Below are 21,566 nucleotides of genomic sequence, written 5' to 3' on the forward strand. Positions count from 1 at the left end.
CTTTTTTACATCAACTGCTTGAAAAAAACTTTTTAAACATTTTTCGTTTTACCTATTGACATTTCTTAGCTGGACTTCTTTTTGCTCAATTTCCATCATGTATTTTACATTTTCTTGTGCATCTTATCCACTCGCCATTTGCGTTTTCGCTTAAATAATATTGCCTATTTTGCGTTTTCTGCTTTATCCGATTTCGGAAAGCTTCACGGGACGGTGTTCTTCCACGCTCTTTTTCGCCGCGATCCCCATCAGAACCGGTTTTAACCCGTCCTCAACTCCCAGAGGAGTGTCGGTATCGTTCTCAATGGCAGCAATAAAACACTCCATTTCTTTTGCGAAAGATTCCATATAACGCTCTAAGAAGAAGTATAAAGGCTTCTCGCCGGTAACGCCGTCCGCATTGGAGAGGATCATGCTGGAAAGGGTATCGTTGGAGGTTGCCGCCATACCCTTGGAACCGAACACTTCCGCCCTCTGATCGTAACCGTACACGGCCTTTCTGGAATTGTCGATCACTGCGATGGCCCCGTTCTCCATCTTCAGGGTGATCACTGCAGTATCCACGTCCCCCGCTTCCCCGATGGCGGGATCCACCAGGACTGCCGACTGCACATAAATCTCTTCCGCATCGCAGCCTGCAAGGAAACGGACCATATCGAAATCATGGATGGTCATGTCAAGGAACATACCGCCGGACACTGCGGCGTATTCCGCACTAGGGGGTTCGGGATCCCTGGAAGTCACTCTGATGATGTGGGGCTCTCCCACCTTTCCGTCCAGTACAGCCTGCTTTACGGCCGCAAAGTTGTGGTCAAAACGGCGGTTGAAGCCCACCTGATATTTGATATCGCTCCCTTTCAGGGCCTCGATCACCTCTTTGATCCTGTCCAGGTCATGATCGATAGGCTTTTCGCAGAACACATGTTTGCCCGCCGCGATCGCTTCCAGCGAAATGGGCGAATGGGTATTGGTGGAAGAGCAGATCAGCACTGCCTGAATCTCGGGATCATTTAAGATTTCATGATAATCCTCTGTCGTATTGGCGACGCCCATGCTCTTTGCCCACGCAGCCGTCTCCTCATTCATAAAGGGATCCGCGATGGTCTTGATTTTTGCATTTCTCACGAAATTGCAGATACTCCTGGTGTGTACTTTGCCGATCCTCCCGGCGCCGATGATTCCTACTGTTACCATGCTTATCGTTGTCTCCTTTCAATGCCTATAAGTGCCTATAAGTTTCCATGCCTATAAGTTTCCATGTTTATAAGTTTCCATGTTTATAAGTTTCATGACGCGCATTTTCAGCGCTGTTTTCAAAGTTATGCCGCTCTATTACAGTCCCGTTTTCTCCCGGATAAACTTTCTCGCCCTGAGAGCGTACTCCAGCGGGTTGGCCTTTGCAGGATCCTGCTCCGCTTCCACTACCATATATCCCTCGTAGCCGCTCTCCTCCAGCACTTTAAAGATGGGGGCGTAATCAATGCAGCCGTCGCCGGGAACGGTGAATGCGCCTGCCCTCACGCCGTCCAGGAAGCTCATCTTCTCGGCTTTCACCCGCGCCACCACTTCGGGGCGGATATCCTTTAAATGTACATGTCCGATCCGGCCTGCGTACTTCTTTGCCATGGCGAGGGGATCTTCGTCACAGTACGCAAAATGCCCCGTGTCAAACAGCAGGCTCACATATGCGGGATCCGTACCCTGCATCATGCGCTCCACCTCCGCAGCGGTCTGCACCACCGTACCCATATGATGATGGAAAGTCAGGGCGACTTTGTACTTCTCCAGGGACAGCTTGCCCAGACGGTCCAATCCGTCGCAGAGCAGCTTCCACTCCTCATCATTCATCACATGTTTTCCCTCAAATACAGGCTGGGTCTGGATTCCCTGTGTGCTGTAGCTCTGTTCGGACACCCCTACCACTTTAGCCCCCATTTTCGCAAGAAAAGCCACATGCTCTTCAAACCCCTTTTCCGTCTCCTCATAGGGCTTGCTGATCAGAAAGGTGGAGAACCACGCATTGCAGATCTCTACTCCCCTCAGAGAAAGCGCCGCACCCAGCACCTCGGGATTCTTCGGGTACTTGTTGCCCACCTCAGAACCTGTAAAACCCGCAAGAGCCATCTCGCTGACACACTGCTCAAAAGTGTTTTCCTTGCCCAGATCCGGCAGATCGTCGTTGGTCCAGGCAATGGGAGCGATTCCCAGTTTTACATTTTTTCCTTCAAACATCATTTTACCTCCATTATGATTGTCTTTATTTCAAAAGGCCGAAATGAAAGAAGCACGCTGCCTTCTTCCATATCCAGTCTCTTTCCGTCTTTTTCCAGCAGGCTGGTCTCCTCCAGTTCGCGGATGGGGAATAAGGGCGTAAACAATACTTTCTGCGGGACTCCGCACGCCTCATACAGACGGATCACCGCGTTCCCTTTCCCGTCCTCCGAAAGCTTCACTGCCTCCGTGACCACATGGCAGCTTTCTGCCTGCGCCGTCAGCCGGAAAAGCCCTGTCCGCTCCGCCAGCGCGGACTCCGCGGCAAGCGTTTCCGCTCTCAGATGGGCGCGGCGATTAAAGGAAATCCCTCTCTGCACTACCTGCGCCTGTATCCTGTCTCCCTGAAACGGATAACAGGAATAGGAGAATTCCTGGATTCCCTGATCCGCATGCTGGTCCGGCTTCAAAGGCGAGCGCAGAAGCGTCAGGCTAATCCTGTCCTCTTTGGCGCTGTAACCGTATTTGCTGTCGTTGAGGAGCGCCATGCCGTATTTCCCGTTTTCCAATAAGCTGTAGCGGTGTCCGGACACTTCATACCTGTCCTTCTCCCACTGATATGAGGCAGTGGCGGGACGGCTGCAAGCCCCAAAGGCGATCTCTCCCGTCACATGACCTGAACGGACTGCAGAGGGAAAATCCACCTTTAGCATCCGATGCCTCTCCTGCCAGTCGATCCTCATGTGGAATTCCAGCGCCAGACCGTCCTCGCTGAGACAGATTGTCTGGGTAAACGGGGAATTTCGAAGCTTTCCCGTAAGCCTGAGCGCTTCTTTCCCCTGATACAGGATCTGTTCCGTCTCCCACTCCTGTGCGGCGACGGTATCCTCCTCCTGCTCATACATGCTTCCGATCTCCCAGGCATCGTAATAACCGTTTATATTCCGATAGAGCCGCAGGTTGTTCATGGGATGCTCTTTATCGGCAAACTCTTCTCCGTCCAATACCAGGCTGACCACTCTTCCGCTGCCGTCCAGCCGCGCCTGCAGGCGGCTGCCGGACAGGAAATAATTTCCGTCCTCCCGCCGTCCGGCCCTGCATGAATCCGCCCCGGCAGAAGCCTCCTGTGCTTTTCCGCAGGACTTTTCCCGCGGGAAAGGAAGCGATTCCTCCAGAGAAGAGAAAGATTCCTGCAGGATTCTTTCTCCTTCTATATAAATATCTTCCAGCTCCCGCTCTGCCTCCCGGTGCACTCTGGCGATTCCTGTTCCCGGCAGCACATCATGGAACTGCTGGAAGAGAAGCCGTTTCCACAGTTCCTTCAGCCTTTCCCGGCCTGTATCGCTTCCGGCGTACAGCGCGCGCACCGTATCCCAGTATTCCGCCTCTTTCAGCATGATCTCTGCCCGGCGCACGCCCCTTTTTGTCTTCGCCTGGGCCGTGTAGGTGCCTCTGTGCCATGCCAGATAGATCTCGCCGGTAAAGACGTTTTCCGTTCCCCGCTCCCGTACCTTCTCAAAATAAGATACCGGATCCGCATATCTGGTCCTGGGCGCCCCTTCCAGATCGGCACATCTTCTCACTGTCTCCAGGAGCTCTCTGGTAGGCCCTCCTCCCCCGTCTCCATAGCCGAAAGGATAGATCATGCCGTCCATGCCCTCGCATTGTATACGGTCGTCCTCCCAGCGCCTGATCATGTCCGCCGGCGAAAACGCGGCGTTATAGTCCTTGAAGAAGTGCGTCAGCACCCTGCTGCCGTCGATTCCCTGCCACCAGAAATCATTGTACGGAAAAGGTTCGCACTCCGGATCCTGGCGAATCAGCTTCTGGGACGCGAAGTACTCCACGCCGCACTGTTTCATAATCTGCGGCAGGGCGCCGGAAAAGCCGAAAGTATCCGGTATCCACGCCAGCTTACAGTCCTTCCCGAACTCCCTCTCAAACCATTCCCTGCCATATAAGAACTGCCTCACCAGACTTTCCCCGCAGGGCATATTGGTATCACATTCCACATAGACTGCGCCCTCCGGAATGATCTGGCCGCTATGCACCTTCCCCTTCACCCTTTCCCAGATTTCGGGGTAAGATTCCTTCAAATACTCAAGAATCGGAGGTTCGCACAAAAAGAAACGATATTCCGGATAATCCTCCATCAGCGCGAGCTGATTGGAATAAGTCCGTGCCGCCTTGCGCCTCGTCTCTTCCACCGTCCACAGCCAGGCAAGATCCAGATGCGACTGTCCGAAGATTACAAATTCCGGTGCGGTGGAACCATTGACCGCAGCGAGCAGGGGTTTTAATACCCGGCCGGCCTCCTTTACCGACCGAATCAGCTCTTTCTCCGGCAATTCCAGATCCACCGCCGTTACGAACCTTTTCAGTCCTTCCGTCACCTTCATGGCGCGCAGCGACCTCTGCGGCAGCCGGGACAAAAGAGAATACAGCGTAAGATAATCCATGGCCGCCTGAAAGACGTCCTCCTGCCATACCGCCCCGAAAGACGGGCGAATCATCTGCTGAGGCTCATCCGTCTCGTCAAACAGCAGTTTTCCCTCCTGGCAGTACCCGCCGTCCTCCAGCCTGGGGCCGTGCCCCGCATAGCACTCCATGACAATCTCTATTTTCTGTCCGGCTGCGGCGTTTTTGGCTGCCGTGACATATCCGTGCTTTTTATCCACGGCCCCTCCCGGCATACCGTCCACCCAGACCAGCATCTCTTCCCCCACGCCCGGCAAAAAAATCAGCCGCTCTCCCGCCAGGGCTTCCGGCACAGTCCAGTTTATGAAAAACCAGCCGTACTCCCAGTTTCCCCCCCATGCCGTCCCGGGTTTCATGGGCTTTGCGTCCCTTTTCCCTCTCTGTACGGCCTCCTCGAGGGAAAGCCTGTCTGTGGTTGTAAATCCGGCCGCTTCCAGAGCCTGCACCCTGGAAAAATAATGCTCCGGCAGTTCCCGTGCACAAATGGCAAGCCGGTCATTCCACTGTCTTCCGGGATAAATCGTCCTGTTATCCATTTTTCCTCCATTCCACAAGGAGCAGGATGGCCAGTGCCTGCCCATAAGGCATCTGCTTTAAGGGAATTTCCTTGTAAAAGTCTTTGCTGGTTCTTCCCATAGGCGTTCCGTAGGATACCTGTCCCAGCACGCCTTCCCCGGAAATCAAATCCAGAATCGCTTCCAGCGCTTTGTCCGCGGCGGGGATATAACTCTCATCCAAAAGCCCCGTGTGCACGCCCTTCCAGATTCCGTAGGCGAAACCGCAGGTTGCGCTGGCTTCCGTATAGGAAGCAGGGTCATCCAGCAATGTATGCCACATACCGTTTTCGGCCTGAACAGCCACCAGACTGTCCACCTGATTGACCAGCGCTTCCCTGAGGATCCGGCGGACTGGTACGGGCATCTCAATCATATCGAGAATCTCCGGAATCGCTATAGTGATCCAGCAGTTCCCTCTTCCCCAGAAAGCGCCTGCGAAATTGTTCTTCTCGAGGAATGTCCATCCGTGATACCAAAAGCCGGTTACCGGATCCTGCAAATATTTCAGATGCAGCAGGAACTGATACTGCGCCTCCTGCCGATAATCCTCCCTGTCCAGAATACGGCCCATATTTGCCAGAAACAATACGGTCATAAACAGGGTGTCATCCCAGAGCTCTTCATCATTCAGATCATCCGACGTCTGATGCTGGATGCCTCCCTCTTTGGTTCTCTTCATATCTTTCATAATCCACTCTGCGGCCTGTCTGCAGGGTTCCATGTAGACTTCACTGTTCAGATACTCCCCCAGATAGGACATGGTCAGATAGGGCGCCATGGTATTCACATTCAGCTCCGGGAATCCGATCTTCAGCTGATTGTCATAAAATCTGGTGAGCATATCCAGATAGGCCTGTTCATTCGTGCTGGCAAACAGTTTCCAAAGACCGTACAATCCCACACCCTGCGTCCACTCCCAGTGCGCATACTTTTTCAATTCCTCCTCGGAAATATGTTTTTTCTCCCTCATATTCTGCAGGAAAGGTTCGTCATCTTCATACAAAATGGGCGAAAACGCGTCAAGCAGCTTCTTCAGCTTCTCATCGACCTTTGTCCGCAGTTCTTTTCCATGTATATCCATTCGCTCTCCCTCCTTTTCCTCACAGCCATTCTCCCGTGTTCCAATGGATTTCCCCTTTTCAAGCTTTCCCTCCAGTTCAGCCAGCAATTTGGGAAGCTCCGAAGGATGAGCCACCGTGTAATCCGGAATCCAGTCCTCCTCCTCAAATGAATGGAAATATCTGGGCGACCAGTCGAGCCAGATGCTGGCAATTCCGAACCGGTTCGCTCCTGCCACGTCCTTCTTCAGATTATTGCCGATCATAACAATCCGTTCTTTATCCTCATCCTTCAGTCCAAGAGCCTCCATGGCAGTCTGAAACATGAGACGTTCCGGTTTCTGCACGCCTACCGTCTCCGAAACCACCCAGGCGTCAAAGCAATGGCGAAGGCCGTTTAACCGGTATACATTCTGAAAGGATTCTTCCTCACCGTCGGCAACCAGCGCAATGGTATAGCCCGCCTGATGGAGTTCTTCCAGCACTTCCCCTGCATTTTCGATAAAATCCGCCTGCGACACGATTCCCGGTTTCTCTTTCATATATTGCTGAGTAGACTCGTCTAAAATGGTATCCCCGCTATCCGTAAAAATAATCAGTTTTTTGCTTTTCTCCATACTCCCATTCCTTTCGCTTTATTTTATTGCATCTTTTTCTCTGCTTTGATATACTTATCTTGGTACGCATATCCGAACATAAAAATATGTTCTGCCATAGAGAGGTGATTTTATATGATTCAGCCGATTCAGTACAATGAAAAGCAATTCATCATCATAAACGATATGACGCACTCTCTGTTTTACTTTTTTGATTTCGATGAGCGGGCCAGCCAGGTCAACATGGAGTTTGAGCATTTTCACTCTTACTATGAAATCCATATCCTTCTGAGCCCCAACGCCATCCACTTTCTGGAAGGAGTGCCTTACCCCATAGAGAGCCATGATTTCGTGCTCCTGCCTCCTTCCCTGCTGCACAAAAGCTGCTATCCGGAAAAGGAACCTTCCAAAAGGCTGATCATCACATTTATGTATCCGGAAAACGCTTTGGGATTCCGGGATTCCTATAATGACCTCCTCTCTCCCTTTTACAGCGATACCCGTATCTATCGCTTCCCTGAAAAACAGCTGGGAATCCTTACCGACCTGATCAACCAGATGGTAAATCTGGCCTTTCAGGATCAACCGGAACGGGCCTTCAGCACCCAGGAGCTCTCCGGAACAAAAGAGCTTGTACTGCACAGCCTTTTTATCCGTTTCCTTTATTGCCTGAACCAGTTTCAGGACAGCAATATTTATGAAAAGAATGAGATAACCGACAAGGTTACGGAACGGATTTATTCTGTGTCCAACTATATCCACACCCATTACCGGGAAGATATGACGCTGGACGAGCTAGCCAGGGAATCGTACATGAGCCCTTATTACCTGTCCCACCAGTTCAAGAGAATTACAGGATATACCCTTACCCAGTATATCCAGTGGGTAAGGGTCCGTAACTGTCAGTTCCTTTTGCTCAACACTGCGGAAAAAGTCACCGATATTGCTCTGGAATGCGGCTTTTCCAGTTTTTCCCACTTCAACCGCGTTTTTCGGAAGTTCTGCAACGAATCTCCCTCCGAATACCGAAAGAACCATGCGGGAGAAGGGCAGCACGTCAGCGGAAGCAAAAGCCCTGCTACCCCCCCGGGAATTTCTACTGATTCGTGACACTGCGTATGCAGAATGTATGATTAAATTCACTGTAATCTGTATAATACATGGTGAAGCTCCTGTCGTCGCTCGCCTCGCTGCCAAAGATTCCCTCAATGAAGCCATGGGCACCGAAAGCGGGACCGATATCAATGGCATCCATCCTGTTGGAAAGACGGACATTCCCTTGCTTTACCAGAATCTGTTTTCCTGCCAGACCATACATACTGAATGCATCTCCGTCCGCTTTCCCGGCTCCCAGCACCGCCAGTTCCACGCGGAATGGAGCTTCTTCTATGCCGCGGAGCTTCACATTGACCTCCACACCGCTTTCCACTTCCCGAATCCGAACCTCAATGGTCAGATCAGGCCCCCATTTCCTGTCTCTCTTCGTGTGATCCATTTTCCACCAGTCGCTGGTGCCCTGGTCTTCCTGAAAGGGCAGATAATACCATCCCTTCATCACCTGGGTCAGTAAGAAACCGTCCTCCGTCTTTTCCAGCGTCTCCGGGATAAATGCGCGGTGTTCACAGATACATCCGCCGATTTTCACCGCCACGTCAAGAGAATGCGTGCTGAAATACAGGAAATTGCTCTTTCCTTTCATCAGGGTATAGCTGATATCTCCTCTGCTCACCCTGACAATCCCTGATTCCGAATACACACGCTCAAAATCCACAGGCCGCCTGCAGCCTTCCCACTCAAAATCAATCAAATCCGGTCTGTTCATATAGTGGATTAGTATATCCGGCGCTGACAGCTGTTTTTCCTCCACCAGTCTAAAAATATAATTTGCAAAGTCCAGGAACTCCGGAATATCCCTCTCCACCCCCATAGTCAGGTATTCCCAATAGTAATACTTGGGATAGACCCTCTTTCCGTTATCCTGTCTGGTTGAATTCGCCGTGAAAATGGTTCCGTCCGGCTCTATATAGGTAAGCATCATACGGAGGTTGCGCACCGCATGTTCAAAAAACGCAGCGTCCTTCGTGCATCTCCCTATTGTGATCATCGCGTCATTGTTGATGCGGTTATAATTGCCTGCGGATTTCTCCGCAAACTCGCCGTCCTCATTGCAGTCGATTCCCTCAGCCAGATAAATCTGCGCTGTCTGGGCAAATTTCGGCTCGGCGAAAAATTCCGCGCACTCCATCAGATTGGATGCGATTGCCCAGCGATGGTTCGGCGTATGGAAACCTCCGGCCAGCAACCCATAGGCCGCCTTCTTTGCGATTCCGTACATCTTCTGATAAATCTTCTCCTGCCATTCATCCCGCTGTATCCCTTTCAGATAATGCAGTACGGGAAGCATTCGCTTTACGATAAAGGCCGTGTCGGGCGCAGAATGGAAGTTACAGCGAATCAGATCGAACAGCCCGTCCTCATGCTGATATCTTTCCACATAATCAAGGGCGAGAACAATGCGCTCCGCCAGCTTCTCATCCTTATAATACTCGCTGCCGCTGTTGCTGTAGGCCCCCGTCATATTATAAACGCGATAAATTGTATATTTCGCATCCATCAGATCTGTTTCGTCCGGAAATCCCCCGTAATAGGGGCTGCTTTTATCAGTCACCTGAATCCTCAGGGCATTCCTGACCCTTTGGTCATTACCCTTTACAATTTTCTCATAATGCTGTCTCATGATTCCTTTCCTCCCACAAAATTGAATAAATAGGCTTCTTTCCAGAATGCGCCGGAAACAATCTGATTGATAGTATACTTTTCGTAAAAAAATTAAGCTATGTGCTATTTGTCAATTTATCAAAAAAACATTGCAATTTTTGTTCTTTTGTTTCCATGCAGAAATCACATGAGTCCTGCATCTTGCATCCCGGGAAACGGGTATGGTATAATGGCCTTATATAATAGTATTTTGATTTCTCCATCCGTGACATGAAAGGAGCAAATATGGAGCAGTTCTCCCTCTTCGACATGCAACCGGAACACAATCCGTCTCTCCCCGCTCCGCTGGCGGACAGGATGCGCCCTGAGAACCTGGAGGACTATATCGGCCAGGACCACCTTCTGGGAAAGGGGAAAATCCTGCGCCAGATGCTGGAGAGGGACATGATTCCCTCCATGATATTCTGGGGACCGCCCGGCGTGGGCAAGACCACTTTGGCCCGGATTATCGCGAACCGGACGAAATCCAGCTTTGTAAATTTCAGCGCCGTCACCAGCGGCATCAAAGAAATCAAGGAGATCATGAAGCAGGCGGACGAGGCCAAAGTCTACGGCACCCGCACCTTGTGTTTCGTGGACGAGATTCACAGGTTCAACAAGGCCCAGCAGGACGCCTTTCTTCCTTATGTGGAAAAAGGCAGCATCACCCTCATCGGAGCCACCACAGAGAACCCCTCCTTTGAGATCAATGCCGCATTGCTGTCCCGGTGCAAGGTCTTCGTGCTGAAGGAACTGACCACGGCAGACCTGACCACTATGCTCGTCCACGCGCTGCATGATAAACGGGGATTCGGAGGCAGCACCGTCCACATGGAGGAGGCGCTCCTGTCCGCCATCGCTTCATTTGCCAATGGAGATGCCCGTACGGCGCTGAATACGCTGGAAATGGCCGTGCTGAACGGGGAGATTTCTTCTGACGGCTCCATCACGGTGTCGGAGCAGACTCTGGAGCAGTGCCTGGGAAAGAAGACTTTTCTATATGATAAAAACGGCGAGGAGCACTACAATCTCATATCCGCCCTCCACAAATCCATGCGCAATTCCGATCCGGACGCGGCGGTGTACTGGCTGGCCAGGATGCTGGAGGCCGGGGAGGACCCGCTGTTCATCGCCCGCAGGCTCATCCGCTTTGCCAGCGAGGACATCGGACTGGCGGACAACCAGGCCCTGCTGACAGCCGTGGCGGCGTATCAGGCCTGCCATTTCAACGGCATGCCCGAATGCAACCTCAACCTGACCCAGGCCGTGGTCTATCTGTCCCTGGCTCCCCGCTCCAACGCCCTGTACCGGGCCTATGAGACGGCAAAAATCGATGCCAGAAGTCAGCTGGCGGAGCCTGTCCCCCTGAACATCCGCAATGCGCCCACATCGCTGATGGAGGAGCTGCATTACGGGGAAGGGTATGTCTACGCCCATGATACCAGGGAAAAAATCGCCCGGATGACCTGTCTGCCGGAGAGTTTAAAGGACAGGCGTTATTATCTTCCCACGGAAGAAGGGACGGAAAAAATATGGAAAGAGCGCCTGGAGCAAAGCAGGACGTTCCGGCTGGGAGATGAATCGGTCTGAATTCCATGCGAGGTTTTCTCTCACTTTTCAATACAGCTTACAGGGCCTCCATAATTATAGACACAGCAGATGCTTTCATGATATAATGGGCTTATTCAAGACATGATTTTTACATATCAAATATCACAGAACAGAAAGGATGTACCCAAGATGAAGTACGATTTTACATCTATCATAAACCGCAACGGCATGGACGCTATTGCGGTAGACAATCTGGGCATCGGGAACTGCCCCGGCAGACCAAAGGAAGGCTTTGACGCTATCCCCATGTGGGTGGCCGATATGAACTTCCCCACCGTGCCCACCGTGCCGGAGACAATCATCGCCCGCACAAAAGCGCCCCACTACGGCTATTTCTCTCCCCGGGAGGAATACTTGGACTCAATTATCAGATGGCATGAGAAGCGAAACGGCGTAACCGGCCTGACCAGAGAGTGCATCGGCTATGAGAACGGCGTACTGGGCGGCGTCATCAGCGCCCTGAACGTATACTGCTCCAAAGGGGACAATGTGCTCCTCCACTCCCCCACCTACGTGGGCTTTACCGGCAGCATCGGCAACAACGGCTACCATATCGTCCACAGCCCGCTGGTCCTGGACGAGAACGGTACATACCGCATGGATTTTCAAGATATGGAGAAGAAAATCACGGAGAACAGAATCCATGCCGCCGTGTTCTGCTCCCCGCACAATCCCTGCGGCCGTGTCTGGGAGAAATGGGAAGTGGAACAGTTCATGGAGCTGTGCCGGAAGCATGACGTGATGGTGGTCTCCGATGAGATCTGGTCCGATATCATCCTGTCCGGACATAAGCATACCCCCACCCAGAGCGTCAGCGAGGACGCAAGGAACCGCACTGTGGCGGTCTACGCTCCCTCCAAGACCTTTAACCTGGCCGGTCTGGTGGGCAGCTACCACATCATTTACAACAAGGCCCTTAGAGACCGGGTGGAAAAGGAGTCCTCCCTCTCCCATTATAACAACATGAACCTCCTCTCCATGTACGCCCTGATTGGCGCCTATAAGCCCGAGGGCTACGAATGGGTGGACGAGCTGCGTCAGGTCATCACCGGCAATGTGGACTTCGCCTGCGCGTACATCGCGGAGCATTTCCACGGCGTCAAAGTCTCCAGGCCCCAGGGCACTTATATGCTGTTCCTGGACTGCACGCAGTGGTGCGAGGCCCACGGCAAGACTATCCAGGAACTGGAGCAGGCCGGCTATGACGTGGGCGTGGCCTGGCAGGACGGAACGGCGTTCCACGGCCCCTGCCATATCCGCATGAACCTGGCCCTGCCCCTCTCCCGGGTGCAGGACGCTTTCGCCAGACTGGACAAGTATGTTTTCAATGCCTGAGCCCCTGATACGGGCCGGAAAGGTAGGAAGATAAATGCCGCTTCAGATTGTCAGGAACGATATCACGAAAATGAATGTGGACGCAATCGTAAACGCCGCCAATCCCTCGCTTTTGGGCGGGGGCGGTGTGGACGGCTGCATCCATCAGGCCGCGGGGCCCACGTTGCTTGCTGAGTGTAGGACGCTGGGTGGGTGCGAGACTGGCAGCGCGAAAGTCACCGGTGCCGGGAAACTCCCCTGCAGATATGTCATTCACGCCGCAGGGCCCCGCTGGAGGGGAGGCGGACATGGAGAGCGGAATCTGCTCATCTCCTGCTACCGCACCGCTCTTTTGCTGGCAAAGGAGAAAGCAAAGTGCTATGAACTGGACTTCCTATTCTGGCATCCCACTTTCAACAGGAATCACTGAATCTTTAAAGGAATCAAAGTCCACTCCAATTTCTTTGCATTGGCGTATCATATTATCATATTGAACTCTTCTAACAAATTGGTAGTTAAAATCAATACTAACCAAATCATTTCTATTTATATCATTCACCGCCCCTTTAAAGAGCCTCTCCAAATATCCCTGACTCCATTTTCCTATATAGTAGAAACCATTACTCTCTGGATGATATGTCTTGAATACAATATCATCTAACTCTTTATCGTGATCACTGCTGAACAAGTTTATAACATCTGTTGACAATAGCGGAATTCCAGCAACAAACTTATATACTGTCTGCGCTCTTGTCAAAACATAAAACATAACAAATTTCGATGTCACTTTATCAACCAGTTTACTGATGTTCTCCCAGTCAATTGAGCAGACTAATATTATATTGATAATATCACAAATGTTTCTCCACTTGAATGTTGCCTCAAAATATTCATGTCGAAAAACATGTTGACACATTGAAATAAAAAACATGCCAAAGCAAGGAAATACAAAGTTTCCTTCCTTTACTGTATCTATAAACATATATTTATGTTTAATGGGATACGGTTCATTAAGCTGATTTAAACGATGATGTATTTCATAATGGAATGTCCGATAACTTATTCCTGGCAAATGCTGTAAGTAATGAATATAATATTTAACTAAATCTTCGTTATCTGTGAGATACACATCTTTAATTTTAGATTTCACAAATTTATATAAGCTGAGTGCATCTTTTTCGTGAACCAAGATATCACAATCTCCCATCAAGCGGTAACACCCTATTTTTTCATAAACATAGTGATTTAGAACAGAACCTTTAAAATTCACATAATTATAGTCACCAATTTGTGCCAAAAAATCATTCATATTATTTATAATGCTTTTGTATCTAAGTTCCGTTATAGCTTTAAAACGTAGTACTGATTTGTTTTTTATCAGCACACTGTTCTTTTCTGCATTCACCAATGCAACTTTCAGCATCCCTTCCCTAAATATTGCATCTAATACTTCATCTGTTATACCTTCTTCCAGAATATTGTTACATGCATCCCAAATCGTCAAAGACAATATTGTCCTCTTTTCTCTTTCACCGAGCATAATTTATCCTTTTCCAATTTTTCTATATCTGTTTCCAATGCAAAAAATTAGTCAATTTTCATATTCGAAAATAAACGAGTATTCTGTATACATTTAAACTGATAGGGTACTTCTGAAAAAAATCCGGGCCGTTTACCACTATTGTATGAAACTCTCCGTTCTCACCAATAAGACTATTACCCGTCCTCCTAAGATAATGCAAAAATTCCTCCGTATACTCAATTCCCAACACATCTCTCCCAAAACTAGATTTTTTATAGCTACTGACAATAATCTTATACCCCATATCAATATACATTCGAGCAAGTTGTTCTTCAGTATATGTACTTAACGGAAACACCGGAGTTACTTTATTACGTAAACATATTGCTGTTTTATATATCATCTGAGGAATCCGTTTAGTATCCCCGAACACCACTTGAAAGATTCCATCTTTCCTACATGCTTCTACCGCTTGTAAAACAAATTCTCCATATGTAATATCCTCATATATTTCGATTGGAACTCCTAAATTTTTGCTTTGCTCATTCAAGAATCTTTTTGAAATAAACTCTTCTGACTCATATTTTTCTACAAACACAATCAACTTTTTACACCTGTTTCCTAACTTTGAATACACATTATTTGCTAAACAGCCGTCTTTTCCTCCACTCCAAAATACTGCATAGTCACTCATATAGGACTCCCCTAATCGCCTCTTTAATATTCTTTATATTCTCATACTTTTTCTCATAATGAATCCTATAAACATCCAGTTGAGAGCTAATTTCCATCAACCTACTCATTTGTTTTCTTCTTATCTCAGGGGATATAATGTCATTATTATAAAAGCTTGGATATAATTTTATAATTTTGTTCAACCCAATAATTGGCATGATTTCAATCTCTCTTTTCCTTTCATCCACTGGATCTAAAATAAAGAGTCTGCGACATTCTGTTTGTTTTTCTAAATAAGTTCTCGATATCAGTATTCTTTCTTTATTGGTTTTTTCCGTGTACCGGACAGAAAAATGGTTACACGCATCTTTTGTTAATTTAACATACGGATTATACCACCTTGATTGGCATCTTCTATCCAATACAACCATATCATCTGATAATACTTCATAACCACTTTTAAAAAAATCATAAGTTAGCGTTGACTTTCCCACCCCCGACGGCCCTAAAATCATAAACGAAAACCCCGTATTTTGAGAAGCGATTTGAGTGGCATGTAACACAAGCCACCCCATGTCGCAAAAGCATATTGGCAATATATATCGGGTCAGGATTTCTTTCCACGCTTCCTCACTAATTTTTCTATATATATCATACTCGAATGTATGTCTACTGAATATATATCTAAATACACAAGCATTCTCTATATTTATTTCAAAAAAATCTGAATCTGCTTTTATATTTTCTATACTTTCAAACTTCTTATTTGAAAAATTAAAATTTTTCAGGGATTCCTCACATGATACCCATCTATTACCCTTTTGGGTCAAAAGGATTTTTTCAGTCATTCAACAACTCCTTCTGTTCGAAAGAAAGCAACCGTCTCACTAATATCCTTTTTTATGGCATCCATTTCCTCCCTTTCACCATCCAGTTTTAACATAATCCTTTCAATCAGCATATCCTCGTCATCGCATCCCTCAATAATTTCTTCCAATATCATCTTCACACTTAAATTGCCTGTATAAATTTTATTAGTAGCTGTATTAACTATCAAAATTTCATCTCCCTGTACCGTCCATTCTATTTTATCTAACAGTTTCATTTTTCTATCCTTTCTATTGCTTCAGTGTACAAAGGATTACAATAAAAATGGACTGCCAACCTACAACTTCTACCGCTCTTCCAAAGAGCGGTATTTCACTTTTCTGAAATGTAATGATTACATGCTCCAGCTTCGAGCCAAGTTGGCCCGAAGGTTGATAAGCTGAATATGACACTGACATATTTGAATTCCAACCAAATATTCTTTTCCAGCTGGTAAAAATGATTAAAAAGGGAGTATGGCTGTTACGATTTGGCCATATAGAAGCCGTTTAGTTTCAAGCATTATCTGCGTGGTTTCCAAAGGCTGAGTATTTTTATACCTTTGCCTCTTGTTTTATGAAGTATTTCGTAACACTAAGGTATTAAAATTTAAACTAAGCTGGTATAACATATTTTCTAAATGGAAAAATATATCTTCATCCTGAGCATATTCCATGATATAATTATCCCAACAGACTATCGGAACGAGGGAAATGTATGGACGATTTAGCATTAAACTATCAAAGTGATTTTCATGCCATTCTGCAAATGATAGCAGATGCCCGCCGGAAAGCTGCCTATCAAGTGAATGCCACAATGATTGACCTTTATTGGGGAATTGGAGAATTTGTTTCCAATAAGGCCGTACAGGATGGCTGGGGACGTTCTACCGTAAAGGCACTTTCTGAATACATTCTGACGCAGGAACCAGGGATTAGAGGCTATTCCCCACAGAATATCTGGCGCATGAAGCAGTTCTTTGAAACTTATTGTGACAAGCCAGAGTTAGGAACTCTGCTAAGAGAAAATACATGGTCAAATAATTTGCATATCATGTCAAAGACAAAATCGGATGCAGAGAGATTATTCTATTTGAAGCTGGCCTCTCGGGAAAAGTATAAAGCAAAAGAACTGGAACGGCAGATTGACAGCGGATATTATGAGCGTTTAATGCTATCAGACGGTAAAGCGCCTTCCGCCATATCCCATGCTGCGCCTGCGAACATAATCAGAGACATGTATATGTTGGAGTTTTTAGATCTGCCCGAGCCTTATAGGGAATATGATTTGAAAAAGGCCATTTTGAAGAACATGAAAAAATTTTTACTGGAAATTGGCAGGGATTTTATTTTTATGGGAGAAGAATATCATCTTCAAGTAGGAAAGAACGACTATTATACGGATTTAATCTTTTTTCATAGGGAGCTACAATGCCTTGTTGCAATTGAGTTGAAAATTGATGATTTCAAACCGGAATACTTGGGAAAAATGCAGTTTTATCTTGAAGCGTTAGACCGGGATGTAAAGAAGCCCCACGAAAATCCCAGCGTTGGCATTATTCTTTGCAAGAGTAAGGACGAGGACGTTGTTGAATATGCCCTGAGCCGGAATATGAGTCCAACCATGATTTCCGAATATAGGACGAAACTAATCAGCAAGGAAATCTTACAAAAGAAACTTGAGGAATTAACGGAAATGGTGGATGAGGATAAAAACTCTCAATGACGTTGAGAGTTTTTCAAAAAATCAATTTATTATGTTAGTACAGAAATAGCAGGGGATTATAATGAGCCTCTGCTATTTTTATAACCTCAAGCTAATATAAGGAGCAACGCGACGCTGACATTTCGGGCCATGTTGGCCCGAAGCCGGGTTTGGGGAGGCTCCCCAACAAGCAGATTTTTACGTTCTGGCCGGAAGGCCGGAACGTAAAAATAGCAACTGTGTGGCCACAGTTGCACTGCTTGCCACTTAGCGGCAGCCCCTAAAATGGCGCAAAAAAACAGAGGCCCTTATTCTGGAACCTCCGTTTCTCTGGCTTTCTTAATGCCCTCGGCTGTGGCTTCTATCACGACAAGCTCTTTTTCATTCATGGAGTTTAGAAGCACATCAATGTGCTTTCTGCAAGAGCTTGACCTTGCCCCTCCGTCCGCATGAATAAACTGGTCAACTGAAACGTCAAACATGGTAATGAGTTTAACAAAAAGGTCGAAGCTGGGATATTGACCTTTGTTCTCAATATTCATAATGGTACGGGAGTCGCGGTCTACTAATTCCGCAACATAGGCTTGTGTCCAGCCCTTTTCTTCTCTGGCTCGTTTGAGAGCTGCCCCGAGGCCGTGAAAGTCAAACCTTCTTTCATCTTGGTTCATTCTCATATCACCCTATATCATTCTACATTTCTGGTCAGGTTATGAGAATGTAATCAAATTTGATGTAAGGTAGTATTTTGTTTCATTTCAAAAGTGGTTCTGCCTTGCTCTAATGCAACAGAGACGGTATAATTAAAATAATATGTGAGCTTTAATTCGGAAATCTGAGAAATGATAAGGAGATAATAGTATGGAAACTGGAACACACCCACATCTTCTGATTATTGAAGATGATGTGCTGCTCAATGATATGACGAAGCGGCTTTTGACCCAACATGGTTATTGCGTAACCTCTGCATATTCTGGAAGCGAGGCGCTTCTGTTGATTGAGAAAGGCACTTTTGACTTAATTTTACTTGATTTAATGCTGCCCGGCATACCGGGGGAAACAGTATTGGAAAAGATGAAAAGCACGATGGATATTCCGATTATCGGTGTGTCCGCTAAAACGGATATAGACAGCAAAGTGAACCTCATACGAAATGGTGCAGATGATTACATCACAAAGCCATTCGACAATCAAGAGCTGCTGGTGCGGATTGAAGCAGTGCTCCGGCGCTTTCAGAAGTCTACTACCCCCAACAATAGCAAAATACTTCGCTTTAAGGACTTGTCCCTTGATACAGAAGCTATGGAGGCTAAAATCAGGAATACCCCCATTACTTTGACACGGTATGAATACCTGATTTTGCAACTTCTGATGTCCTCGCCCTCAAAGGTATTCACAAAGAACAATATTTTTGAAAGCGTGTGGAATGAAAATTTTATCGGGGACGATAATGCAATCAATGTCCACATTGGAAATCTCCGCAAGAAGTTTGCCAAGGTCAATCCAGAGGAAAAGTATATTCAGACGGTTTGGGGCCTCGGTTTCAAAATGCAGGGCTAATCCTTAGAGAAATCTTATGAAGTTTGCACACCAGTCTGCTACAATAAGACAGCATGGAAAGGGGATGATTATTTTGGAGACTGCTTTGGAAACAGCCGGGTTGACCTATGTTTTCCCGGATGGAAACGGAATTAAAAATATCGCGTTTCAGGTAAAACGCGGAGAAATCTATGCACTGTATGGCGGCCATCACGCCGGGAAATCTGTACTGTTGCAAACCATTATAGGTACACTTAGACCTCAAGCTGGTACGCTCAAATTATTTGGCAATATAGACTATCAGAAGGAGCGCCGCCGGATTGGGTTTGTACCACAAAAGCCTGTGACAATCGGCTCTCTGTCACCTGCTGATATGCTGCGTTATTTTTCTTCCGTTTTTGGAACCACAGAAATCCATATTTTAGATATACTGCATTTGAACCTGAAAGAGAAAAAGGCGGTACAGCGATTGCCATTATCGACCCAGCGTTTAGTGAATTTGGCTGTTGCCCTTTTGGGAAATCCAGATATGATAATTTTGGACGATCCTTTTTCCGGGCTAGATAAGGGAGAATGTGAACACCTGCTTTCTGTTCTGAACTATCTGCATGAAATCAACCATACCACACTTTTAATCTCTGGACAGGATTATACGCTGCTTTCCCGGCTTGCATCCAAATATGGCGTGATGGCAGATGGCAAGCTGCTTTGTGAGCTTACGGCTGGGGAATTGAAAGAGAGCTGCCAGCGGTGCATAAAGATAAGAACTCCACAATTAGAACGGGCTATTACGATTTTAAGCCAGCAGTTCCCGGATTTTGAAGTGTTGGGTCATGACCTGATTAGAATTTTTCATTGTAATGAGCAATCCGGGGAAATCAATACGCTGCTGGTTCATTCCGGGATAGAGGTATCAGAAATCTGGCTTGCCGGTATGGAGCCGACCGACTATCTTTTGAAAATGACAGGAGGTGCAAAGAGTGATTCAGACGATGCAAAGTGAGTTGTTCCGTATCCGCAAAAGCCGCCTGTTTTGGGCCTGCCTCGTATTGGCTGCGTTTTTTGTCTTTGCGCTTGCCCTGACCTTTTATCACAATTCGGTAAATGGTATGCTTCCGGTTATATCACTGGTTTCGTTCACGGAGTTTCTGTTTTCAGATTACAGTCTGATTTTTCCATTGACGCTCTTTTTGTGCCTGTACTTTACAGAAGATTTTCATACCGGCACATACAGTATCACACTTTCTAAAGGTACAAGCAGAGTACACCTATTCTTTGGAAAACTGCTGGCCTCATGGGGTGGCGTTTTATTTTTTCTGTTTGTATGCTTTGGTGTTGCGTATTTGTCAATTCTGATGATGGGAGCATCCCGGTATGACATAAAGTATTCGTTTTCTGCAATCGGAGTCTTTCTTTTGTTTCAATGCCTGTGCTTTTTAGGTTACACTGCATTTCTCAATTTGTTAAGTTACCTGCTCCGGCATCGGATCATTGTTACGATTACCGCATTTTTTATGCTGGGGGTTTTGTATTTATATCTCACAAAGATAAGTACAGCACTGGATATGGATTATTCGCTCTACAAGTATTGGGTTGTAGGGCTATCTCATAGCTTGCAGATCAATACCTTTGGGGAGGATTTAATACCCATTTGTTTGACACTGGTAGTATATCTGTTTTTACCAACAGCCATTTCGCTCTCCCTGTTTCTAAGGTTGGACTTGCGCGATTTGGAAAGGCGGTGATGGCTACATGATGGTGTTATGTATCTTGCTTGCAATGCTTTCCCTGTTTTTGTCCCTGAAACTGATTTATCAGCGAAAGTTGGTTCAGAAAGTAAAAAAACAGATTGACTTTCTGATTGACCGTGATACGCAAACCGAAATTATGGTGGAAAAAACGGATGGGACAATACAGGATTTGGCTGCAAGTATCAATCATCTTCTGAAAAAATATCGTAGCATGGGGCAGGAAATTGAACGGAGCGATACACTGTTCCGAGATACCATTACCAGTCTTTCCCATGACTTGCGAACGCCGCTGGCAACAGCAAATGGCTATATCCAGCTCTTACAGGAACAGGATTTAACAGGGGAGCAAAAAGAATATGCGACGATTGCGGGAGAAAGAATTTCCGCTGTAAAGCTGCTTCTCGACCAACTGTTTGAATTTGCAAGGATTGAGGCCGACGAACTGAAATTGAATTGCAGAAATACGGATATACACAGTGTACTTCGGGATGTTGTCGCCTCATACTACGGCGATTTTGAACAGAAAAAATGTGTCCCCTATATCGTTATCCCAAATCCACCAGCTATCATTTGGGGCGATCCAGATGCCTTGACCCGGATTTTCTCAAATGTGGTTTATAATGCACTTGTTCACGGGGAGGGAAATTATCAAATCACCGCAGCGATAGAAGAAGCTCAAACGGTCATAACCATTAAAAATGCGTCGAGCAGTATTCAGCAAGAAGATACTCCTCATTTGTTTGACCGTTTTTACACCACCGACCAGTCACGAACAAAAAAGACAACCGGGCTGGGATTGGCAATCGCTCAAAGACTTGTGACCCGCATGGGCGGGCAAATTGTCGCTTCCTTGCAAAACGGTATCTTTGCAATTCAAGTCGTGTTTCCCATTGTCAATTCCTAAAGGGCTGCTTCGGCGGCTCTTTTTT

19 protein-coding genes are annotated in these 21,566 nt (G+C 47.0%); 9 read left to right on the top strand and 10 right to left on the bottom strand.

Annotated features, from left to right (window positions below):
• Positions 1-183: 183 nt before the first annotated feature.
• From iolG to bglB, 4 genes are all read right to left on the bottom strand, one after another.
• Entirely contained in the window at positions 184-1,194 is a 1,011-nt protein-coding gene (gene iolG, locus NFS35_RS21495; protein ID WP_251209124.1) for an inositol 2-dehydrogenase, read from the bottom strand.
• Positions 1,195-1,332: 138 nt separating this feature from the next.
• Positions 1,333-2,232 (bottom strand): myo-inosose-2 dehydratase, encoded by a 900-nt coding sequence (gene iolE / locus NFS35_RS21500; protein ID WP_251209190.1) that lies wholly within the window; start codon positions 2,230-2,232, stop codon positions 1,333-1,335.
• A complete protein-coding gene (locus tag NFS35_RS21505; RefSeq protein WP_251209125.1) occupies positions 2,232-5,225 on the bottom strand; it encodes an alpha-mannosidase in 2,994 nt (997 codons plus the stop codon). Before NFS35_RS21505 ends, iolE begins: the two co-directional genes overlap by 1 nt.
• The gene (gene bglB / locus NFS35_RS21510) at positions 5,218-6,921 is read right to left on the bottom strand and encodes a beta-galactosidase BglB (RefSeq protein ID WP_330640401.1); all 1,704 of its coding nucleotides are present in this window, start codon (positions 6,919-6,921) and stop codon (positions 5,218-5,220) included. The genes NFS35_RS21505 and bglB overlap by 8 nt, the downstream gene beginning before the upstream one ends.
• A gap of 114 nt (positions 6,922-7,035) precedes the next feature.
• Here bglB and NFS35_RS21520 point away from each other — a divergent pair, with 114 nt between their 5' ends.
• The gene (locus tag NFS35_RS21520; RefSeq protein WP_251209126.1) at positions 7,036-8,010 is read left to right on the top strand and encodes an AraC family transcriptional regulator; all 975 of its coding nucleotides are present in this window, start codon (positions 7,036-7,038) and stop codon (positions 8,008-8,010) included.
• On the opposite strand, the gene NFS35_RS21525 is transcribed toward NFS35_RS21520, so the two are convergent.
• Complete coding sequence (locus NFS35_RS21525; RefSeq protein WP_251209127.1) at positions 7,997-9,637, bottom strand: hypothetical protein; 1,641 nt, start codon at positions 9,635-9,637, stop codon at positions 7,997-7,999. The genes NFS35_RS21520 and NFS35_RS21525 overlap by 14 nt on opposite strands.
• A gap of 266 nt (positions 9,638-9,903) precedes the next feature.
• On the opposite strand from NFS35_RS21525, the gene NFS35_RS21530 reads away from it, so the two are divergent.
• The 3 genes from NFS35_RS21530 (at position 9,904) to NFS35_RS21540 (ending at position 13,012) form a co-directional block, all read left to right on the top strand.
• Positions 9,904-11,247 carry a replication-associated recombination protein A gene (locus tag NFS35_RS21530; protein ID WP_251209128.1) on the top strand — a complete coding sequence of 448 codons (1,344 nt, stop codon included), beginning with the start codon at positions 9,904-9,906 and terminating at the stop codon, positions 11,245-11,247.
• A gap of 150 nt (positions 11,248-11,397) precedes the next feature.
• Positions 11,398-12,603 carry a MalY/PatB family protein gene (locus tag NFS35_RS21535; RefSeq protein WP_251209129.1) on the top strand — a complete coding sequence of 402 codons (1,206 nt, stop codon included), beginning with the start codon at positions 11,398-11,400 and terminating at the stop codon, positions 12,601-12,603.
• Between the two features lie 34 nt (positions 12,604-12,637).
• Positions 12,638-13,012, top strand: coding sequence for a macro domain-containing protein (locus NFS35_RS21540; protein WP_330640402.1), 375 nt, complete (start codon positions 12,638-12,640; stop codon positions 13,010-13,012).
• Here NFS35_RS21540 and NFS35_RS21545 read toward each other — a convergent pair.
• Genes NFS35_RS21545 through NFS35_RS21560 form a run of 4 tightly spaced genes read right to left on the bottom strand, consistent with a single transcriptional unit; the run spans position 12,977 to position 15,884 of the window.
• Positions 12,977-14,122: a nucleotidyltransferase family protein gene (locus NFS35_RS21545; protein ID WP_251209130.1), complete on the bottom strand. Its 1,146-nt coding sequence runs from the start codon at positions 14,120-14,122 to the stop codon at positions 12,977-12,979. The two genes, NFS35_RS21540 and NFS35_RS21545, sit on opposite strands and share 36 nt — an antisense overlap.
• Positions 14,123-14,180: 58 nt before the next feature.
• Positions 14,181-14,798 (bottom strand): Dph6-related ATP pyrophosphatase, encoded by a 618-nt coding sequence (locus NFS35_RS21550; protein ID WP_251209131.1) that lies wholly within the window; start codon positions 14,796-14,798, stop codon positions 14,181-14,183.
• On the bottom strand, positions 14,791-15,627 hold the full coding sequence (locus tag NFS35_RS21555; RefSeq protein ID WP_251209132.1) for a hypothetical protein: 837 nt from the start codon (positions 15,625-15,627) through the stop codon (positions 14,791-14,793). Before NFS35_RS21555 ends, NFS35_RS21550 begins: the two co-directional genes overlap by 8 nt.
• Entirely contained in the window at positions 15,624-15,884 is a 261-nt protein-coding gene (locus tag NFS35_RS21560; RefSeq protein WP_251209133.1) for a hypothetical protein, read from the bottom strand. Before NFS35_RS21560 ends, NFS35_RS21555 begins: the two co-directional genes overlap by 4 nt.
• Positions 15,885-16,363: 479 nt before the next feature.
• Between NFS35_RS21560 and NFS35_RS21565 the strand changes: the two genes are divergently transcribed.
• Positions 16,364-17,371 carry a PDDEXK nuclease domain-containing protein gene (locus NFS35_RS21565; RefSeq protein WP_004064250.1) on the top strand — a complete coding sequence of 336 codons (1,008 nt, stop codon included), beginning with the start codon at positions 16,364-16,366 and terminating at the stop codon, positions 17,369-17,371.
• Between the two features lie 287 nt (positions 17,372-17,658).
• Here NFS35_RS21565 and NFS35_RS21570 read toward each other — a convergent pair whose 3' ends face one another.
• Positions 17,659-18,018, bottom strand: a complete 360-nt coding sequence (locus NFS35_RS21570; RefSeq protein WP_036626676.1) for a helix-turn-helix transcriptional regulator — start codon at positions 18,016-18,018, stop codon at positions 17,659-17,661.
• A 190-nt stretch (positions 18,019-18,208) separates the two neighbouring features.
• On the opposite strand from NFS35_RS21570, the gene NFS35_RS21575 reads away from it, so the two are divergent.
• Genes NFS35_RS21575 through NFS35_RS21590 form a run of 4 tightly spaced genes read left to right on the top strand, consistent with a single transcriptional unit; the run spans position 18,209 to position 21,541 of the window.
• Entirely contained in the window at positions 18,209-18,907 is a 699-nt protein-coding gene (locus NFS35_RS21575) for a response regulator transcription factor (protein ID WP_004064254.1), read from the top strand.
• A gap of 16 nt (positions 18,908-18,923) precedes the next feature.
• Positions 18,924-19,889 carry an ATP-binding cassette domain-containing protein gene (locus tag NFS35_RS21580; RefSeq protein ID WP_251209134.1) on the top strand — a complete coding sequence of 322 codons (966 nt, stop codon included), beginning with the start codon at positions 18,924-18,926 and terminating at the stop codon, positions 19,887-19,889.
• Complete coding sequence (locus NFS35_RS21585) at positions 19,867-20,631, top strand: ABC transporter permease (protein ID WP_004064257.1); 765 nt, start codon at positions 19,867-19,869, stop codon at positions 20,629-20,631. Before NFS35_RS21580 ends, NFS35_RS21585 begins: the two co-directional genes overlap by 23 nt.
• Positions 20,632-20,638: 7 nt before the next feature.
• Complete coding sequence (locus NFS35_RS21590; RefSeq protein WP_251209135.1) at positions 20,639-21,541, top strand: sensor histidine kinase; 903 nt, start codon at positions 20,639-20,641, stop codon at positions 21,539-21,541.
• Positions 21,542-21,566 lie beyond the last annotated feature (25 nt).

This window comes from Acetatifactor aquisgranensis, from assembly GCF_943193215.1.
GTDB classification, from domain to species: domain Bacteria; phylum Bacillota; class Clostridia; order Lachnospirales; family Lachnospiraceae; genus Acetatifactor; species Acetatifactor aquisgranensis.

Excerpts from the sequence above, each read along its gene's own strand:
- iolG (WP_251209124.1), bottom strand. The coding sequence starts at position 1,194 with ATGGTAACAGTAGGAATCATCGGCGCCGGGAGGATCGGCAAAGTACAC.
- iolE (WP_251209190.1), bottom strand. The coding sequence starts at position 2,232 with ATGTTTGAAGGAAAAAATGTAAAACTGGGAATCGCTCCCATTGCCTGG.
- NFS35_RS21505 (WP_251209125.1), bottom strand. The coding sequence starts at position 5,225 with ATGGATAACAGGACGATTTATCCCGGAAGACAGTGGAATGACCGGCTT.
- bglB (WP_330640401.1), bottom strand. The coding sequence starts at position 6,921 with ATGGAGAAAAGCAAAAAACTGATTATTTTTACGGATAGCGGGGATACC.
- NFS35_RS21520 (WP_251209126.1), top strand. The coding sequence starts at position 7,036 with ATGATTCAGCCGATTCAGTACAATGAAAAGCAATTCATCATCATAAAC.
- NFS35_RS21525 (WP_251209127.1), bottom strand. The coding sequence starts at position 9,637 with ATGAGACAGCATTATGAGAAAATTGTAAAGGGTAATGACCAAAGGGTC.
- NFS35_RS21530 (WP_251209128.1), top strand. The coding sequence starts at position 9,904 with ATGGAGCAGTTCTCCCTCTTCGACATGCAACCGGAACACAATCCGTCT.
- NFS35_RS21535 (WP_251209129.1), top strand. The coding sequence starts at position 11,398 with ATGAAGTACGATTTTACATCTATCATAAACCGCAACGGCATGGACGCT.
- NFS35_RS21540 (WP_330640402.1), top strand. The coding sequence starts at position 12,638 with ATGCCGCTTCAGATTGTCAGGAACGATATCACGAAAATGAATGTGGAC.
- NFS35_RS21545 (WP_251209130.1), bottom strand. The coding sequence starts at position 14,122 with ATGCTCGGTGAAAGAGAAAAGAGGACAATATTGTCTTTGACGATTTGG.
- NFS35_RS21550 (WP_251209131.1), bottom strand. The coding sequence starts at position 14,798 with ATGAGTGACTATGCAGTATTTTGGAGTGGAGGAAAAGACGGCTGTTTA.
- NFS35_RS21555 (WP_251209132.1), bottom strand. The coding sequence starts at position 15,627 with ATGACTGAAAAAATCCTTTTGACCCAAAAGGGTAATAGATGGGTATCA.
- NFS35_RS21560 (WP_251209133.1), bottom strand. The coding sequence starts at position 15,884 with ATGAAACTGTTAGATAAAATAGAATGGACGGTACAGGGAGATGAAATT.
- NFS35_RS21565 (WP_004064250.1), top strand. The coding sequence starts at position 16,364 with ATGGACGATTTAGCATTAAACTATCAAAGTGATTTTCATGCCATTCTG.
- NFS35_RS21570 (WP_036626676.1), bottom strand. The coding sequence starts at position 18,018 with ATGAACCAAGATGAAAGAAGGTTTGACTTTCACGGCCTCGGGGCAGCT.
- NFS35_RS21575 (WP_004064254.1), top strand. The coding sequence starts at position 18,209 with ATGGAAACTGGAACACACCCACATCTTCTGATTATTGAAGATGATGTG.
- NFS35_RS21580 (WP_251209134.1), top strand. The coding sequence starts at position 18,924 with ATGAAGTTTGCACACCAGTCTGCTACAATAAGACAGCATGGAAAGGGG.
- NFS35_RS21590 (WP_251209135.1), top strand. The coding sequence starts at position 20,639 with ATGATGGTGTTATGTATCTTGCTTGCAATGCTTTCCCTGTTTTTGTCC.